Source organism: Paraburkholderia phenoliruptrix, from assembly GCF_047325075.1.
GTDB lineage: Bacteria > Pseudomonadota > Gammaproteobacteria > Burkholderiales > Burkholderiaceae > Paraburkholderia > Paraburkholderia phenoliruptrix.
The window spans coordinates 2,163,836-2,180,684 of record NZ_CP168530.1; the positions used below are offsets into that span (position 1 = coordinate 2,163,836).

Annotated in this window: 16 protein-coding genes; 8 read left to right on the top strand and 8 right to left on the bottom strand. The window is 63.8% G+C overall.

The genetic code is table 11. The annotated features are described in order from the left end of the window. Positions 1-20 precede the first annotated feature (20 nt). From ACEN8U_RS09560 to ACEN8U_RS09580, 5 genes are all read left to right on the top strand, one after another. Entirely contained in the window at positions 21-905 is an 885-nt protein-coding gene (locus ACEN8U_RS09560) for a MerR family transcriptional regulator (RefSeq protein ID WP_310111169.1), read from the top strand. 162 nt (positions 906-1,067) lie between these two features. Continuing rightward, positions 1,068-2,666, top strand: a complete 1,599-nt coding sequence (locus ACEN8U_RS09565) for an NAD(P)/FAD-dependent oxidoreductase (protein ID WP_310111007.1) — start codon at positions 1,068-1,070, stop codon at positions 2,664-2,666. 50 nt (positions 2,667-2,716) lie between these two features. Next, on the top strand, positions 2,717-3,625 hold the full coding sequence (locus ACEN8U_RS09570) for an SDR family NAD(P)-dependent oxidoreductase (protein WP_310111004.1): 909 nt from the start codon (positions 2,717-2,719) through the stop codon (positions 3,623-3,625). A 76-nt stretch (positions 3,626-3,701) separates the two neighbouring features. Then, positions 3,702-4,583: a metal-dependent hydrolase gene (locus ACEN8U_RS09575; RefSeq protein ID WP_310111001.1), complete on the top strand. Its 882-nt coding sequence runs from the start codon at positions 3,702-3,704 to the stop codon at positions 4,581-4,583. Next, positions 4,580-5,554 carry an alpha/beta fold hydrolase gene (locus tag ACEN8U_RS09580; RefSeq protein WP_310110999.1) on the top strand — a complete coding sequence of 325 codons (975 nt, stop codon included), beginning with the start codon at positions 4,580-4,582 and terminating at the stop codon, positions 5,552-5,554. Before ACEN8U_RS09575 ends, ACEN8U_RS09580 begins: the two co-directional genes overlap by 4 nt. Here the strand turns inward: ACEN8U_RS09580 and ACEN8U_RS09585 are convergent. Continuing rightward, entirely contained in the window at positions 5,529-6,083 is a 555-nt protein-coding gene (locus tag ACEN8U_RS09585) for a putative glycolipid-binding domain-containing protein (protein ID WP_310110997.1), read from the bottom strand. The two genes, ACEN8U_RS09580 and ACEN8U_RS09585, sit on opposite strands and share 26 nt — an antisense overlap. 224 nt (positions 6,084-6,307) lie before the next feature. On the opposite strand from ACEN8U_RS09585, the gene ACEN8U_RS09590 reads away from it, so the two are divergent. From ACEN8U_RS09590 to ACEN8U_RS09600, 3 genes are read left to right on the top strand one after another with little or no spacing between them, the layout of a single operon-like run. Further along, positions 6,308-7,180 carry an urea transporter gene (locus ACEN8U_RS09590; RefSeq protein ID WP_310110995.1) on the top strand — a complete coding sequence of 291 codons (873 nt, stop codon included), beginning with the start codon at positions 6,308-6,310 and terminating at the stop codon, positions 7,178-7,180. Between the two features lie 34 nt (positions 7,181-7,214). Then, complete coding sequence (locus ACEN8U_RS09595) at positions 7,215-7,991, top strand: class II aldolase/adducin family protein (RefSeq protein WP_310110993.1); 777 nt, start codon at positions 7,215-7,217, stop codon at positions 7,989-7,991. 59 nt (positions 7,992-8,050) lie between these two features. Next, a complete protein-coding gene (locus tag ACEN8U_RS09600) occupies positions 8,051-8,242 on the top strand; it encodes a 4-oxalocrotonate tautomerase (protein ID WP_013592063.1) in 192 nt (63 codons plus the stop codon). Between the two features lie 106 nt (positions 8,243-8,348). Here the strand turns inward: ACEN8U_RS09600 and ACEN8U_RS09605 are convergent, their stop codons facing one another. From ACEN8U_RS09605 to garD, 7 genes are all read right to left on the bottom strand, one after another. Next, on the bottom strand, positions 8,349-9,548 hold the full coding sequence (locus tag ACEN8U_RS09605) for a porin (protein WP_013592062.1): 1,200 nt from the start codon (positions 9,546-9,548) through the stop codon (positions 8,349-8,351). Between the two features lie 79 nt (positions 9,549-9,627). Then, positions 9,628-10,980, bottom strand: a complete 1,353-nt coding sequence (locus ACEN8U_RS09610; RefSeq protein ID WP_013592061.1) for a TRAP transporter large permease — start codon at positions 10,978-10,980, stop codon at positions 9,628-9,630. A 7-nt stretch (positions 10,981-10,987) separates the two neighbouring features. Further along, positions 10,988-11,458 (bottom strand): TRAP transporter small permease, encoded by a 471-nt coding sequence (locus tag ACEN8U_RS09615; RefSeq protein WP_035478558.1) that lies wholly within the window; start codon positions 11,456-11,458, stop codon positions 10,988-10,990. Positions 11,459-11,631: 173 nt separating this feature from the next. Continuing rightward, positions 11,632-12,624 (bottom strand): TRAP transporter substrate-binding protein, encoded by a 993-nt coding sequence (locus tag ACEN8U_RS09620; protein WP_013592059.1) that lies wholly within the window; start codon positions 12,622-12,624, stop codon positions 11,632-11,634. A gap of 709 nt (positions 12,625-13,333) precedes the next feature. Then, positions 13,334-14,296 carry an SMP-30/gluconolactonase/LRE family protein gene (locus ACEN8U_RS09625; RefSeq protein ID WP_310110989.1) on the bottom strand — a complete coding sequence of 321 codons (963 nt, stop codon included), beginning with the start codon at positions 14,294-14,296 and terminating at the stop codon, positions 13,334-13,336. Continuing rightward, the gene (locus ACEN8U_RS09630; protein ID WP_310110987.1) at positions 14,293-15,135 is read right to left on the bottom strand and encodes an NAD(P)-dependent oxidoreductase; all 843 of its coding nucleotides are present in this window, start codon (positions 15,133-15,135) and stop codon (positions 14,293-14,295) included. The genes ACEN8U_RS09625 and ACEN8U_RS09630 overlap by 4 nt, the downstream gene beginning before the upstream one ends. A gap of 108 nt (positions 15,136-15,243) precedes the next feature. Then, the gene (gene garD / locus ACEN8U_RS09635; protein ID WP_310110986.1) at positions 15,244-16,833 is read right to left on the bottom strand and encodes a galactarate dehydratase; all 1,590 of its coding nucleotides are present in this window, start codon (positions 16,831-16,833) and stop codon (positions 15,244-15,246) included. Between the last annotated feature and the right edge of the window lie 16 nt (positions 16,834-16,849).

Here is a 16,849-nt window from a genome sequence, read left to right on the forward strand (position 1 = left end):
CGCGCGGTAAAATCGCGGGCATGCCTAACACGCCGCCTCCCGACTCGCCCACACCCTCGCCCGACGCCGCGCGTCTGTCCGCAGACATGCCCACGGGCGTCGCGCCGCGCAACGAATACACCGTCGACGAACTCGCGCGCGTGAGCGACACGACCGTGCGCAACGTGCGCGCGTATCAGGACCGCGGCCTTCTCGCGCCGCCCGAAAAACGCGGCCGTGTCGGCGTGTACGACGACACGCACGTGTCGCGTCTGAAACTGATCAATCATCTGCTCGCGCGCGGCTACACGCTCGCGAACATTCAGGACCTCATCAAGGCGGTCGACGAAGGACACGATCTTCGCTCGATTCTCGGCCTTGAAACCGCGATCGGCGGACGCTGGTCGCGCGAGCATCCGCGGAAATATTCGCTCATCGAGCTGCTGCAGATGTTCGGCGACAAGGCAACGCCGGCTGCGCTCGCCAAGGCGGTCGACCTCGGCTTGCTGGAGCGCGACGGTCTGTCGTTCGTATCGGGCAGTCCCACCGCGCTCGCTGCGGGCGCCACGCTTGCGCGCGAGGGCATTGCGCTCGCCGATCTGCTCGACGCCGTCGGCACCGCGCGGCCGCATTTCAGCGCGGTCGCCAAGGCGCTCGTGGATCTGGTGGTGCGTCAGCTGGACCGCTACGACCCCGACGCGCTTCCGCCGCCCGCCGACGTGCCCGCGCTCGTCGACGCAATCTGGCGCGTGCGTCCGCTCGCGATGGTGCTCGTCGAAAGCGAAATGAACCGGGCGCTGGAGGAAGCCTCCGGCGATTACCTCGGCGATCGCGTCGCGGCAATCATGGCGAAAAAACTCGGCGAATCCGCTGGAAACCCGCCGGGCAACCCCACTGCCGGCCCAAAAAAACCGCCGAAGCAGTGAACGCATGCGCCCTTCGGCGCGCTGTTTCGCGATTCCACGCCCATCCAGCCTGACTGCAACCTAGAGTCGGACGTCTAGACGCCCGCTTGCGTCGCTCGTTTGCAGCTCCTATTGTTACATCGGACAATGTAACAGTTAAGAAGGTAACAAAGGAGACGCCAGATGAACGCACGCATCCCCGACCAGGCCGCGGCGGACCACGCGCCCGTAACCTTCGCGACCGACATCGCCATTATCGGGACGGGTTTCGCCGGCCTTGGCATGGCGATTCGCTTGCGGCAAGCCGGTCTGACCGACTTCGTCGTTGCGGAAAAAGCGCACTCCGTCGGCGGCACGTGGCGCGACAACCACTATCCGGGCTGCGCCTGCGACGTGCAATCGCACGTCTACTCGTTTTCGTTTGCGCCGAATCCACGCTGGACGCGCATGTTCGCGCGCCAACCGGAAATTCGGGCCTACCTCGAGGACTGCGCGCGGCGCTTCGGCGTGGAGCGTCATCTGCGGTTCGGTCATGAACTCACGAGTGCCGTCTACGACGACACGCGTCACCGCTGGCACTTGAGTTTCGCCAATGGGCAACAGTGGTCGGCGCGCGTGCTGATTTCGGCGATGGGCGGCCTCTCGCGCGCGGCGCTTCCGGACATTCCCGGCATCGACACGTTCAAGGGCCGGGCGTTTCATTCACAGCACTGGGACCACGCGTATCCGCTCGAAGGCAAGCGTGTGGCCGTGATCGGCACCGGCGCGAGCGCGATCCAGTTCGTGCCGCAAATTGCGCCGCGGGTTGCGCATCTCGATCTATTCCAGCGCACGCCGCCATGGATCATGCCGAAGGCCGACCGCGCCGTGCGGCCCGTCGAACAATGGCTCTTCAGACACCTCCCGTTCACGCAGAAAGTCATGCGCTCGGCGCTCTACTGCATGCTCGAATCGCGTGCCTTCGGCTTTGCGATTCACCCCTCGCTGATGAAGACCGCGCAGAAGGTCGCAGAGCGGCACTTGCGCCGCCAGGTGCGCGACCCGCAATTGCGCGCGAAGCTGACGCCGGACTACACGATGGGCTGCAAGCGCGTTCTGATCTCGAACGACTATTTTCCCGCGTTGTCGCGCGCCAATGTGTCGGTGACGACGAGCGCAATCGAACGTATCGAAGAAGACGCGGTCATCACGAGCGACGGCGTACGTCATCCTGCCGACTGCCTGATCTTCGGCACAGGTTTTCAGGTTGCGGATCCGTTTGCGCGAGGCGTGGTGCGCGGGCGCGGCGGCGTCGACATTGTCGATACCTGGCGCGACGGCGCGCACGCGTACCTCGGCACCACCTTGCCTGGTTATCCGAACTTTTTCATGATCGTTGGCCCGAACACGGGACTTGGCCACAACTCGATGGTCTTCATGATCGAGTCGCAGGTCGAATACATTCTGCGCGCGCTCAAGACGATGCAAAGCGAACGCGCCGAGGCAATCGAAGTTCGCCCGCACGTGGAGCGTGCGTACAACGAACAGATCCAGCAGAAACTCGCCCGCGCCATCTGGTCCACGGGCGGCTGCAAGAGCTGGTATCTCGATCCGCGAACCGGCAAGAACACCACGCTATGGCCCGGCTTCGCCTACAGGTTTCGCCAGGCCACCCGCACATTCAGCATGGACGATTACTTCGCCTATTCGCCCGCGCCCCAGCCAGTGAACGCGCATGCCGCTGCGCCGTCCAGCGCGCACGCGCATGCGAACGCGGCGTCGGCGGAAGCGGAAGCCCGCTAAAACCGAACATAACGACAAGGCACCTTCAGAGAGGACAGGAGATCAAGCCAATGAAGCATTTCACCGACAAGGTATCCGCAATCACGGGCGCAGGCTCGGGCATGGGGCGCGCGCTCGCGATCCGGCTTGCGCGCGAAGGTTGCCACCTCGCACTCGCAGACCGCAATGCAACGAGCCTCGAGGAGACCGCCCGGCTCGCCGAGGCCGCCGCGCCGCATATCGTGGGCGCGCCGCTTCTCATCACCACCGCCGTGTTCGACGTGTCGGACCGTGACGCGATGTTTGCGTGGGCGGCTGAAACGGTCAGGCAGCATCGGCGCGTCAACCTTGTGTTCAATAACGCGGGCGTGGCGCTGTCGAGCACCATCGAAGGCATGGACTACGCAGATCTCGAATGGATTGTCGGCATCAACTTCTGGGGCGTCGTGCACGGCACCAAGGCGTTTCTGCCTTATTTGAAGGCGTCGGGCGAAGGTCACATCGTCAATACGTCGAGCGTCTTCGGTCTTTTTGCGCAGCCCGGCATGAGCGGCTACAACGCGACGAAGTTCGCGGTGCGCGGCTTCACCGAGGCGTTGCGTCAGGAGCTCGACCTGATGCGGTGCGGCGTGTCGGCAACCTGCGTGCACCCCGGCGGCATCCGCACGAGCATCGCGCAGTCGAGCCGGATTGCGCCGAACATGGTCGGTTTCATGCTGGAAAACGAACAGCAAGGCAAGGACGACTTCGAAAAGTTCTTCATCACCACCGCCGACGAAGCGGCGCGGGTGATTCTCGACGGCGTGCGCCGCAACAGGCGGCGCGTGCTGATCGGCCGCGATGCGCGGGCTGCGGATTGGCTCGCGCGTACGCTGCCCGCCGCCTATCAGGCGCTCGTCGTGCTGCAAACGCGGCGCATGAAGCGCATGGCGGAAAAACGCGCGCAGCGCGCAGCGCAATTGGCGGACAGACGCGCATGATGAAACGCAACACTCGAAAACCGGCGGGAGCCATAACGGCCCGCCGCACTTCACACGAACCGGAGGGAATCAGGCCATGATGCCCGTTCGCCGCGACTTACGCTTCAATCTTCCACAGCAGCGCGTCTGCGACTGGCACGCGCAAGGCTCGCATGTGACACACTTCTTCAACGCGCTTTCGCTGCTGTTTCCGGCCGGCGAGCGCTTTTTCATGGACAGCGTGCGCAACTATCGCGACCGGATCGACGACCCCGTGCTGAAGAATCAGGTGCTCGGCTTTATCGGCCAGGAAGCCATGCATACGCGCGAGCACGTCGAGTACAACGACCTCCTGCAACAGGCCGGCTTGCCCGCGCATAAACTCGACAAGCGGCTGTGGGCGATTCTCAATTTCGGCCGCAAGGTGCTGCCGCATTCCTGGCAGTTGGCCGTCACCGTGTGTCTCGAACACTACACGGCGATGCTGGCCGGCCTGTTGCTAGAAGACGCCACGCGTATCGAAGGATCCGTTGAAGGCTATGCGCAAATGTGGACATGGCACGCGCTCGAAGAGACCGAGCACAAGGCCGTGTCCTACGATGTCTGGAACACCGTGCTCCAGCCCGGCCTCGGACGCTATCTGCTGCGCACGGGCATCATGCTCGCCACGACCCTCACCTTCTGGCTCATCGTGTTCGACTACCACGTGCGTCTGATGATCGCGGATCGCAAACGCGGCGGTCATCTGCGCGGCATGTGGCGCGTGATCAAGTACCTTTATGGCCCCCGTCATGGCGTATTTCCGCGCATCGCCGGTGAATGGCTGAGCTTTTTCCGGCCGGGCTTTCATCCGTGGGACCACGACAATCGCGCGCAACTCGCGCGCATCGACGGTCTCGTCGCGGCAGTCGACGCAGCCAACGCCCGGGCGCCGGACATACGCCGGGCCGCACGGCGCGGCGTGCGGGCGGCGGTGTGATACGCGAGACGTTATCGGTCGATGCCGGCGACGTGCGGCTCGCCGTCTACGTGAGCGGTCCGCGCGACGCGCCGCCGGTCGTGCTGGTGCACGGCTATCCCGACTCGGCCGCCGTATGGGAACCGCTACGCGCGCAACTCGACGGCGGCCACCGTGTTATCAGCTACGACGTGCGCGGCGCCGGTGCCTCGGATGCGCCCGCGGCGCGCAGCGGCTACCGTCTTCAACGACTTGCCGCCGATCTTTCAGCCGTTGTGGATGCAACCTGCGGCGGCAAGCCTTTTCATCTGGTCGGTCACGACTGGGGCTCGATTCAAAGCTGGCAGGCCGTCACCGACCCGCAGTTCAAAGGCCGGATTGCGTCGTATACGTCGATTTCGGGGCCTTGTCTCGATCATGCTCTCGATCGCGCGTCACTGGGCTCACGCCGCGCGGGCAGCGCCGCCAACAAAGATAGGATGACGAAACAACCGCGCGGAGCGCGGATTCGTCAAACGCTCAGGTCCTGGTACATTTTCTTTTTCCATCTGCCGTGGCTCCCGGAGCTGGCGTGGCGTGTTGGCGGTGCGCGACTGTGGCCGCACTGGCTGCGCGTAACGGAGCACGTACAGGCGCCGCGCGACCCCGCGCAACTGCGCAATGCGCTCAATGGTCTCAATCTTTACCGCGCCAATTTCCTCGACAAGCTATTGCATCCACAGGCGCGCCGCGCCCACGCGCCGGTGCAATTTATCGTGCCGCTGCGCGACCGCTACGTCGGCCCCGAGTTGTCGCTAGGACAGGAAATCTGGCTCGGCCCCTATGAACGCATCGAAATCGACGCCGGTCATTGGGCCGTGCTGCGCGAACCAGAACTTATCGCCGCGCATGTCGCGCGCTTTGTGGCCCAGCACCTGGACGGACCGGGCGGCTCCACCCGCGCGATCGGCTCGGCCACCCCGCCGCTCAACGCTCGCGCGGCAGACGGGTAAACAAGGTTGGATAGTCGATCACGAGCCCATCTTCATCCACTTTCATATTCGCCGTGAAGTTGCGGAAAATGCCTTCGTAGCGATATTCCCGGCCAAGCTCGACGCAGGAATAGGCCTGCTCGACGCGCGTGACCTGCAGATCCGGCGTCGAAATATAGGCAACCTGCAAAGGTCGGCGCTCGCCTTGCGCAAGCTGCAGCCGGCGAATCGGCAGCGTGTTGGTGAACGGCGTGGCCGCAATATCGATGTCGATGCATCCCTCGATAGCGCTCAGCATGAGGCCGTGACCATCGCGCCAATGACCGTCGCCGTCGCCGTGCAGCTCCAGCTCGCCTGCGCCGACGATCTTCAGCCGCGCGTAACGTGTGCGCCATTGCGTGTCGCAGCGCACTTCGTAGTGCAGTCCGTAGGACCTGCCGTAGCGCTGGCCGACCACGACGCTCTCCACCTGAAAGCCATCCTCGCGCGCTTCGAACGCCAGATGTTCGATACCGTCGCCTTCTTGCGATGCCCACCGTAGTTCACGCATCGGATCGTCTCCTTAGGATGAAAGCCGCGGCACGCGCCGCGTTCACATCGTAGCGCGAAGCCGCGGCATTCGTGGATGCTCGGATATCCGCATTGGAGGCCGGCGTTCGCGCGCCGTCATCACAAATAGCCACTATCAAAGCGCAGCATGCACACAGCGGCCGCATTGGCCTATGCTCGCGTTTCAAGTCTGTGCGTCGCCGCACGCTCCTCTCTCTCGAACTCATGCACGCCGCCGCGACCGAAGCACACTCTGCCGCCTTGCGCACGCTGCTGCGCAGCGTCGGTCAAATCGTGCTGCAAGCGAACGCGTTCACGGGCGCATGCGTCATCGCCGGCTGGCTGCTGTGGGATCCGCGTCTCGCGTGCGCGGCGCTGACCGGCGCGGTGGCGGCCAACGTGAGCGCCGTGCTGGCCGGCTATCCCGACGACGATCTGCGCGCGGGCCTGCATGGCTTTAACGGCGCGCTGGCCGGACTCGCCGCGTTCAGCTTCATCGCCGATACCGCGACGGCCACCGCCATCGCCATTCTCGCCGCAACAGGCACGGCATGGCTTCTCGCACCGTGGACGCAATGGTTGCGCGCACGCGGCTTGAGCTATTTCTCGAGCCCCTGTCTATTGGTCACCTGGCTGTGGCTGCCGCTCATTGCAAACGCGCCTATTGCAAACGCGCCTCTACGCGCGCCAGCGGCGCATACATTCGGCGTTGCAGAATTTCTCAGCGGCACGCTTGCGGGTCTCGCGCAAACCGGCTTTGCCTCGGGCGTCCCGGCGGGCGCGCTCGTATTGATCGGCATTGCGGCGGCATCGCCCCGTCACGCGCTTTACGCGCTGACGGGCGCCGCCCTCACGAGCGGCGAGCATCTGCTGCTGGGCGCGCCGGCAAGCTCGTTTGACGCAGGCCTGCTAGGATTCAACGGCGCGCTGACCGCGCTGGCGCTCGCCGACTACGGCGCGGCGTGGATGCTCGGCGGCGTGACGCTGTCGGCGATAGGGCAAGCGGGCGCGGCCTACCTCGGCTTGCCCGCGCTGAGCGCACCGTTTGTCGCCGCCACGTGGGGCGCGCAATGGCTGAGGCAGCGCATGACGAGCTGACGCACCGCTCATTGCGCATCATCAGGAGAACCGTATGTCGTTCACTCATATCCCCAAGGGCCACGTTGCGCAGTCCGGCCCGCGCTCGGAGGCGGAACAGCAGACCCGCGTCGATCTCGCCGCTGCCTATCGCCTCGTCGCGCTCAACGGCTGGGACGATCTTATCTACACGCATATCTCCGCGAGTGTGCCGGACGAGCCGGGCCACTTTCTGATCAATCCGTTCGGCCTCGCGTTCGATGAAGTCAGCGCGTCGAATCTGGTGAAGATCGACATCGACGGCAACAGCGTCGGCGCGAACGAACATGCGGTCAACGTGACCGGTTTTGCGATCCACGCGGCCGTGCATGCGGCACGCGCCGACGCTTTCTGCGTGATGCATCTGCACAATTCGGCGGGCGTGGCCGTGTCCGCGCAGCCTGAGGGCTTGCTGCCCGCGTCGCAACACGCGCTGCGTTTTTATCGCCAGCTCGCCTACCACGACTATGAAGGCCTCGCTTTTACGCCGGCCGAGAGCGCGCGCCTCGTCGAGCATCTCGCGGACAAGCCGGCCATGCTGCTGCGCAATCATGGCACGCTGACGGTCGGCCGCACGGTTGCCGAAGCCTATGTGCTGATGGCGACCTTGCTGAAAGCATGCGAGATCCAATTGCAGGCGCAGGCCTGCGGCGCACCGCTCCTCGTGCCCGACGACGCGGTCGCCGCGCGCACGGCCGAGCAGCTCTACGATGGCGGCGCACTCGAAGGAGCCCTGGAATGGCCGGCGCTGCTGCGCAAGCTCGATCGGCTCGATCCCAGCTACCGGAACTGACTGTCGACCGGACGATCGCGGCAAGCCGCGCCGCTCACTTTCTCAAACGGAGCCCAACCATGCCCACGTTTCATATCGAACTGTTTGAAGGCCGCTCGCTGGAGCAGAAACGCCAATTTGTGGAAGCCATCACGAAAGCGACCTGCGAGTCGCTCGGCGTGGAGCCGAATTCGGTGGACATCATTCTCACCGACGTGAAGCGCGAAAATTGGGCAACGGGAGGACGCTTGTGGTCCGACAGCGGGAAGTGAATTAAACGCTGCGCGCATTGCGCGCGCAGCCTGGTCATGCCCAGTGGCACATTAAAAAACGCGTCACTGTGGCGGCGCAACAACACGCCGCCCCTACTCAGACCGATCAGAAGCGGTGGATGATGCCCACGCCTGCAGCAAACTGGCTACGCGACGAGGACGGTGCGCTGTTCTGACCGTCGCCGATATCGGCCGTTGCGTTGATGATGCTCACGCCGTTGTTGCCGATCGTCTGGCCGCTTGCACGCTGATACGCTTCCAGCGCGTACAGACCGGTGCGCTTGGAGAGGCTGTAGTACTGCGACAGGTTGAACTGATGATAACGAGCCGCACTCGAAATGCCGTTCGATTCCGTGGCACGCGTGTAGCTATAGCCAGCCGCCAGATCCAGCGCGCTGATCGGCTTGAAGTGCACCACTGCGCCAGCCGTGTTGAAGATCGCTTCGTGGCGGAACGCCGAGCCCACGCCCGGAATGTATTGCACGTTCGAGTACGAGAACGACACATCCAGTTGCGAGCTGAACGCATAGCCGCCCGTGACCGCCACGCGCTGCTGCGCCTGCGCCGTGCGGTAGCCGTTGTTGATACCCGACACGCCCGGCTCCGAACCGTTGTTCGATGCCGTGGAATCCGCGCCCCAGGCGCCGCCGCCCAGCGTGGAGTTGTTGATGCGCTGGAAGCCGGCCGCGATACCGAACGGGCCGTTCAGGTACTGGACTGCCGCGCTCCAGGTGGAGCCCGCGTTGAGCCGGCCGGCCACGCCGCCCAGCGCATACGAACCGCTCACCGTCAGGCCGTGCATGTTCGGCGACGTGTACACCAGCGAGTTGTTGACGCGATACAGCGTGTCCAGCGAGTCGATATCGCCCGGATGCGCACCGTAAGCGCCCGTCAGCCACGTGGTCGGGCTGTACGGCGACAGCAGCGTGTAGTACGACGTGTACTGGCGGCCGGCCGTCAGCGTACCGTACGTGGGGTTCGTCACGCCCACCCATGCCTGGCGGTTGAATGCGAGGCCGCTCACGCCCTGAGCACCCGTGGCGCTGTTAAAGCCCTGTTCCAGCTGGAAAATGGCCTTCGTACCGCCGCCAAGATCCTCGCCGCCCTTCAGGCCGAAGCGGCTGCCCGCCCAGATGCCGTTGTTCATTTTCACTACCGAGCGGCCGCCCGAGTTCGAGCCGAGCGCGGCCGAGCTGCTTTGGTAGCCGATACCCGTATCGACGATACCGTACAGCGTGACGTTGCTCTGAGCGTGCGCGCTCAGGGCGACGAGGCCGAGAGCCGAGGTTGCTAGTGCCTTTTTCATTGATGCTCCTCTTCAAAAAAATTGTTCTTGACTACCGGCTTTATTTGCACTTCGTAACCGGTTAATCGCGGGGTTCAGGTCAGAAGACCGGGTGTCCGTTTATCAGGCTCGGCAACCACGTGGAGAACATCGGGACGTACGTCACAATGTTGATGGCGCTGAAGATAGCGAGGTAGTACGGCCACGCCACCTTGGTAGTTTCCCCAATCGACACATTGCCAATTGCGCATCCGATGAATTGCACCGAGCCGATCGGCGGATGCACGAGGCCCAACGCGCAGTTCAGCAGGATCATGATGCCGAACTGCACGGGGCCGACGCCGCTATGCATCGCCATCGGCAGGAACAGCGGCGTGGTGATCAGGATGTGCGCCGCCATGTCGACGAAGGTGCCGAGGAAAATCTGGATCACGTTGATGTACAGCAGCATCAGCCAGGGGATGCTGGTCGCGCCGTCGAGCATGTGCTCGATCGCATCCGGAATCTCCAGATACGCCATCTGGAAGCGCAGCATGTTCGACACGCCGATCAGCAGCAGCACCACGCCCGTGGTCTTCGCGGCCTTGGACAAAGCGAACGAGAGCTTCTTGAGCGTCATGGAGCGATACACAACGACCGTCAGCACGAGCGAATAAGCGACTGCGATAGCGGCGGCTTCCGTCGCCGTCGCAATACCCTTGGCCACGCAGACCAGAATGATTGCGATGACCATCAGACCCGGCAACGCGCCGAGGAACGTGCGGACAACCGCCATCCAGCCCGGGAACCGTTGCAGTCCGGTGGAACCGTCGGGACGGCGCGGATAGCCGTAGCGCACCGCTTGCCAGTAAGCCGCGATCAGCACGAAGCCCATCACCCACAACACCGGCAACAGCCCCGAGAACAGCAGATCGCCGATCGACACGCCGCTCATCGGCACACCGTTCAGCGTGCCCGTGATGCCTTGCGCGGCGAACGCGTAGATGATCATGTTGGTCGACGTGGGCATCAGTGCGCCCGCGAGCGACGAGTGCGTGGTCACGTTGACCGCGTAGGCGGCGCTGTAGCCCTCGCGCTTCATCAGCGGAATGACGACGCCGCCCATGGCCGACGTGTCCGCCGTGGGCGAACCCGAGACGCCGCCGAACAACGTGCACGCGACCACGTTGGCCATGCCGAGCCCGCCGCGGAAATGGCCGACAGTGGCTTGCGCGAAACGCAGAATCCGGTCGGCAATACCGCCGTGAAGCATGAGTTCGCCGGAGAAGATGAAGAACGGCACCGCGAGGAACGAGAACGCGTTCATCCCCGAGACCATCGACTGCATCGCCGTGGCAGCGGGCAGCCCTTCGTACAGGTACGTGAGCACGCACGAAAGGCCCAGCGCGAACGAAACCGGAACGCCGAGCACCAGAAAAACGAGGAAGCTAATAGAAAGGAGGGCAAGTTCCATGATTGTTCTACTTGTGTTTCTTTGCGAAAAGCGCCAGCAGGTTCTCGATTGAGAACGACGCAATGCAGACGCTGGCAATGACCGGGATCAGATAACGAAGCGCCTCGGGCAAGCCGAGAATCGGAATCCGGTCATGCTGGGTGGTCTCCGCCATTTGCAAAGAGCCGAAGAAAATCGCCACGGCGAGCGCGATCAGGCACAAATGCTGGAAGGTGTGCGCGACCAGTTGCCCCTTTTCCGGCAGGTTCTTCACGAGCGAATCGAGGCCGATATGGCCGCCTTCGCGAACCTTGAGCGCGGCGCCGAACATCGCGATCACGATGACGAGCAAAAGTGCGATCGGCTCGACGAAATCGGGAGCGTCGCTAAACACATAGCGCATGACGACGCCGTAGATCACCAGCGCGCTCAGCGCCGCAAGGCTGATCGACGCGATCACGGCGAGCGCGCGAAAGAGAAAATCGTTTGGGCGTTTCATGAATCTCTTGACCCCATTCTTGCCTGCGACGGACTGCTGCAATAAGTTAGTCGTGCTACGGTCCGCCGCGAGCGACTGATGTGACGCAAACGCTGCGATGACGAGCGGCACGCAGCGGGACCGTCCGCAGCGCTGCTGCGTGACGTCCCGCTGCGCGAACCACCCTATGAGCGTTACTTGATTGCCTGGATTTCGTCGACGAGCTGCTTCATTTGCGGCGTCTTTTCATACTTGGCCCACACCGGCTGCATCGCCTTCACGAACGCTGCGCGATCGATCTGCCCCGCGGCGACGATCTGCGCACCGCCCTTCGTCACGGTCTTGCCGGCGTCGTTTTCGCGCGCGGTCCAGAGCTTCTGGTAGTAAGGCACGGAGTCGGCCGCGGCCTTTTTGATGATCTCCTGCTCCTGCGGCGAGAGCGTGTCCCAGATCTTCTTCGAGAAGACGAGCACCTCCGGCGTCATCGAATGTTGGGTCTCCGAATAAACCGGCGCCACTTCGAAGTGCTTGGTTTCTTCGTACGACGGCAGATTGTTTTCGGCCGCGTCGACCAGACCCGTCTTCAGGCCCGTATAGACTTCCGCGAACGGCATCGGCGTGGGCGTGCCGCCCATCGCCTTGATTTCGTCGACCATCAGGTCCGACGGCTGCACGCGCACTTTCAGGCCTTTCATGTCGGCCGGCGTGCGGATCGGCTTTTTCGTGTAGATGGAACGCGCACCGCTTTCGTAGAAAGTCAGCGCGATCATGCCCTTCGCCTTGAACGCGTCGAGAATCTTCTGGCCTTCGGGACCGTACATGACCTTGCGGAAATGGTCGACGTCACGGAACAGGAACGGCAGCGACGGGATCATCGATTCGGGAACGATCTCGTTGAAGGCGGCGCCGTTAGCGCGCGCCATGTCCAATGCGCCGATGCGCACCTGATCGATCGTGTCGTTCTCCGAACCGAGTGCGCTGTTGCCGAACACCTTCACCGAATCCTTGCCGCCGGTTGCCTTGCTGATCTGCTCGCCCATGTACTTGACGGCCATGTTCGTCGGGTACGTGTCGCCGTGCACGTCGGACACGCGGAACACGCGCGCTTGCGCCGACATGGCGCCGAACGCCAGCACGGACGCGGCGACGATCAACGAAACACGGGAAGAGGCAAACTTCTTGTTCATCGTGACATTCCTTAAAAATAGACATCCCATCAATGCAAAGCCGCTGGCAACAGCCGCTCATAGGCAGCCGCCGGCGAGCTGCCGTGACGGACGGCCGCTGGCGGACGACTGGCTTCAGATGTGACATGGTTTTGCTGCGTCTCCCGGCGCGGCGCTCGCGGTCTCCTGAGGGTGGGCGAACGCTTTGCCGTGCTGTCCGTGCAACGTCCCCGGCACAAAGATCAGCACTCCTGTCAGACAACTCGACTTCTTTTACTTCTACTGCGTCGGCAAGCTCGGGCGCGCACGGGTGCATTCGCCAAGCGGCCCCGTACGACACAATGCGCTGCCATCCCAACTTGCCTTGCACTCTCGACAATGAGCAGAAAGCAATCTGTTTGCGCTTATACGTTGTACGACGACATACGAAGCATATAAAACGCAGTTTGAGTTGTACAGACGGTATTTACCCGAGGAAAGAAGTGCTCGGCGAGGACGACTGCAATCGCCCGCCCGCTTTGAGGCTCCGGGCCGGCACGGAGATAGCGCACAGTTGTGAAGCGCCGGTGTAGCAACGCCGATTTTTCGTCAACGGATGCCAAACCGTGGTAAGCGCGCCACATTGTTGTATGACGAGTGACGAATTATTGAACTTGAGAAGTGAGCGAGAAAATAAACAGCGCCGGTCGCGTTTTCACGCGCCGGCGCTCAACTCCGAGCCGTCGGCTGCTCACAGCTGGCCGGCAAACTCCGGTTCCGGCAAGCCGGTGACGCCCGGACGCACCGCGAAGACATGCCCGTCATGTTCGCTTGCGCCGGCCGCCGGCCGGATCGACGTGACGAAGAGCGTATCCAGATCGCGTCCGCCGAAAGCGCACATGGCCGGCTTGATGGCCGGCACGGCAATCTGCCGGTCGAGCTTGCCTTGCGGCGTGAAGCGCAACAGCGCGCCTGCGTCGTTCGCGCAAATCCAGTAGCAGCCGTCGGCATCCACCGCCGCGCCGTCGGGCCGGCCCACATAGTGGTTCAGATCGGCGAACACACGCCGGTTGCGCGGCTCGCCGGTTTCGACGTCGTAGTCGAACGCCCAGATCTGCTTGCGCAGCGGGTGCGAGTCGGACAGATACATGGTCGTGCCGTCTGGCGACCAGCCGAGGCCATTCTGCGTGATGAGTCCGTCGACGACCGGCGCCGACAGCACGCCGTCCCCGTCGAACCGGTACAGCGCGCCGGCCGCGTTCGCGGCGGCCATGTCCTGCACCATCGTGCCGGCCCAGAAGCGTCCTTGCCGGTCGCAGCGGCCGTCATTGAAACGCATGTCGGGAAACGGAAAGACCGGCGCCGCGAGCTTGCGTCCGGTGACTTTGACAGGCTCGCCGGGCTGCGCGGCCCGAGGCGACAGGTGGGCAGAATCTTCGCCGAGCGTCACTGCAAAGAGACCGCTTTCGCAACCGGCAAGCACGGTGCCGTGACGATCGAACGCGATGCACGCAACTTTCTCGGGCAACAGCCATTCGGAGCGCTCGCCCGTCTCGAGCCGTAGCCGCACGATCTTGTGCGCCGGAATGTCGACCCAGTAAAGTGCCTGTTCCGCCACCCGCCAGACCGGACTCTCGCCGACGCCAGCCGGCGCCTCGCCCGCCGCCAGCACGCGCTCGACACGCTCCACGCGCGGATTGCCCGCGGCGCTCACCGCTTCGGCTCCATCGGACCAGCCAGCACGAACGGGCCGCCCTGGAAGCGCTGGGTCGGATCGTCGAGATCGGCGGTCGGCGCGCTCACGGGAAAGAGATGCTCGAACTGGACGGAACTGTCCTGCGGGCGAAAGCCGAGGAACGCCGCCTTCGTGTTGTCGACCCACTTCGTGCGGTTATCCGACACGCCGTACACGATTGCATGGCCCACCCGATTGGTGAACAGCGAACAGCGCACGAGTTCGATGAAGTCGCGATAGCTGAGATACGTGACCAGCATGCGCGGGTTCTTCGGCTGCTCGAACGACGAGCCGATCCGCAGACACACCGTCTCGAGCCCGAAGCGGTCGAAGTAATAGCGCGACAGCGATTCGCCGAAACACTTCGTCACGCCGTAGAGACTGTCGGGGCGCAGCGGCGCGTCGGTATCGAGCACTTCCGTCACCGGATGAAAACCCACCGCGTGATTCGAGCTCGCGTACACGACGCGCTTCACACCCTGCTTCTGCGCGGCCGAATACAGGTTGTACAGGCCGCGAATGTTCGCCTCGAGCAGGTCAGCGAAAGGCGCTTCGACGGAAATGCCGCCCAGGTGGATCACCGCGTCCACGCCTTCGAGCAGCGCGAGCACGGCGGCTTCGTCCGCGAGATCGACGATCGACGCTTCTTCGTGCGCGGCCACCTCGCCGAGCGGCGCGATGTCCGTCACACGCACGACGTCGGCCCACGCGGCAAGCGGGCCGCGCAGTTGCCTGCCCAGATTGCCGGCGGCTCCAGTGAGCAGCAGGCGTCGAAAGGGTTTGGGGGTGGAGGTACGGTGCAGATTGGTATCTGTCATGTGTGTCTGTTTATGAATGGCCAGCTCTATGAAGCGGTATGGGGCGATACAACCGTGAAGCCATCACGTGAAACGAGCCGCGACATGCGCGGCTCGCAGGTGCGGCAATCAGGTCACCGGCGCCGGGTTGAACAGCGCCAGCGCATTATGCAGCTTGAGCTTTTCCGCGCAGGTCTTCTTGCGGCCGCTCGCGACGTCGAGCATATAGCGGAACAGTTCCCAGCCCACGTCCTCGATGGTCGCGTTGCCCGTGGCAATGGTGCCCGCGTTGATATCCATCAGGTCGTGCCAGCGGCGCGCCAGGTCCGAGCGCGTGGCCACCTTGATGACCGGCACTTCGGCGAGGCTGTACGGCGTGCCGCGGCCGGTCGTGAAGACGTGCAGGTTGATACCCGCCGCAAGCTGCAGCGTGCCGCAGATAAAGTCGCTCGCCGGCGTCGCCGCGTAGATCAAACCTTTTTGCCGCGCTTTCTCGCCCGGCGACAGCACGCCGGAAATCGGCGAGTTGCCGGACTTGATGATCGAGCCCATCGCCTTTTCGACGATATTCGACAAGCCGCCCTTCTTGTTGCCCGGCGTCGTGTTCGCGCTGCGGTCCGCGCCGCCGCGCTTCAGATAATCGTCGTACCACTGCATCTCGCGGATGATCGCCTGCGCGACGTCCGCATTCGCCGCGCGCGCGGTCAGCTGATCGACGCCGTCGCGCACTTCGGTGACTTCGGAGAACATCACTGTGGCGCCCGCGCGCACGAGCAGATCGGTCGCGAAACCCACCGCCGGATTCGCGGTGAGGCCCGAGAACGCGTCGCTGCCGCCGCACTGCACACCCACCACCAGATCCGCCGCCGAACACGTCTCGCGGCGCCGGTTGTTGAGCCGCTTCAGGTGACCTTCAGCCGTCCTCATGATCGACTCGATCATCGACTGGAAGCCGACGTGCGACTCGTCCTGCAGGACGACCACGTCGCCGTTCTCGTCGGCGCCGAGATCGCCGATGTCTGCGATTTCGCTCGGGTTCTGCGCGGCCGCGATCGGAATCGTGCCGGGCGGCATCAGGCGCTCCGGCTGCAGCTTCTCGCAACCAAGGCTCACCATCATCACCTCGCCGCCGAAGTTCGGATTCAGCGCGATGTTGCGCACCGTGCGAATCGGCACCATTGCGTCGGGCGCGTCGATCGCGACGCCGCAGCCGTAGGTGTGGCCGAGGCTCACCACGTCGTCGACATTCGGGTACTTCGGCAAAAGCTCGGACTTGATGCGCGCGACCGCGTGCTGAACCACGTCCGCCACGCACTGCACCGTGGTGGTGATCGCCAGAATGTTGCGCGAGCCGACCGAGCCGTCCGCGTTGCGGTAGCCCTCGAACGTGTAGCCTTCGAGCGGCGGCATCTCCGGCGCCTTGATGGTCGCGATGGGCAGGTCCTCGAGCCCCGGCGGGCTCGGCATGCGGATCACGTGCTCGTTGACCCAGCTTCCTTTGGGCAGCGCCTTCAGCGCATAGCCGATCACCACGTTATAGCGGATGACCTCGTCGCCCTCGGCCAGATCGGCAAGCGCGACCTTGTGCCCCTGCGGCACGCGCTCGCGCAGCACGAGTCCGTCGGGGAAAACCGCGCCCTCCCCCAGCCCGCCGTCGTTCACGACGATCGCGACATTGTCATGGGGGTGCACGCGAATGTAGAGCGGTGAAAGTTCCATTGCATCGATCCTTATG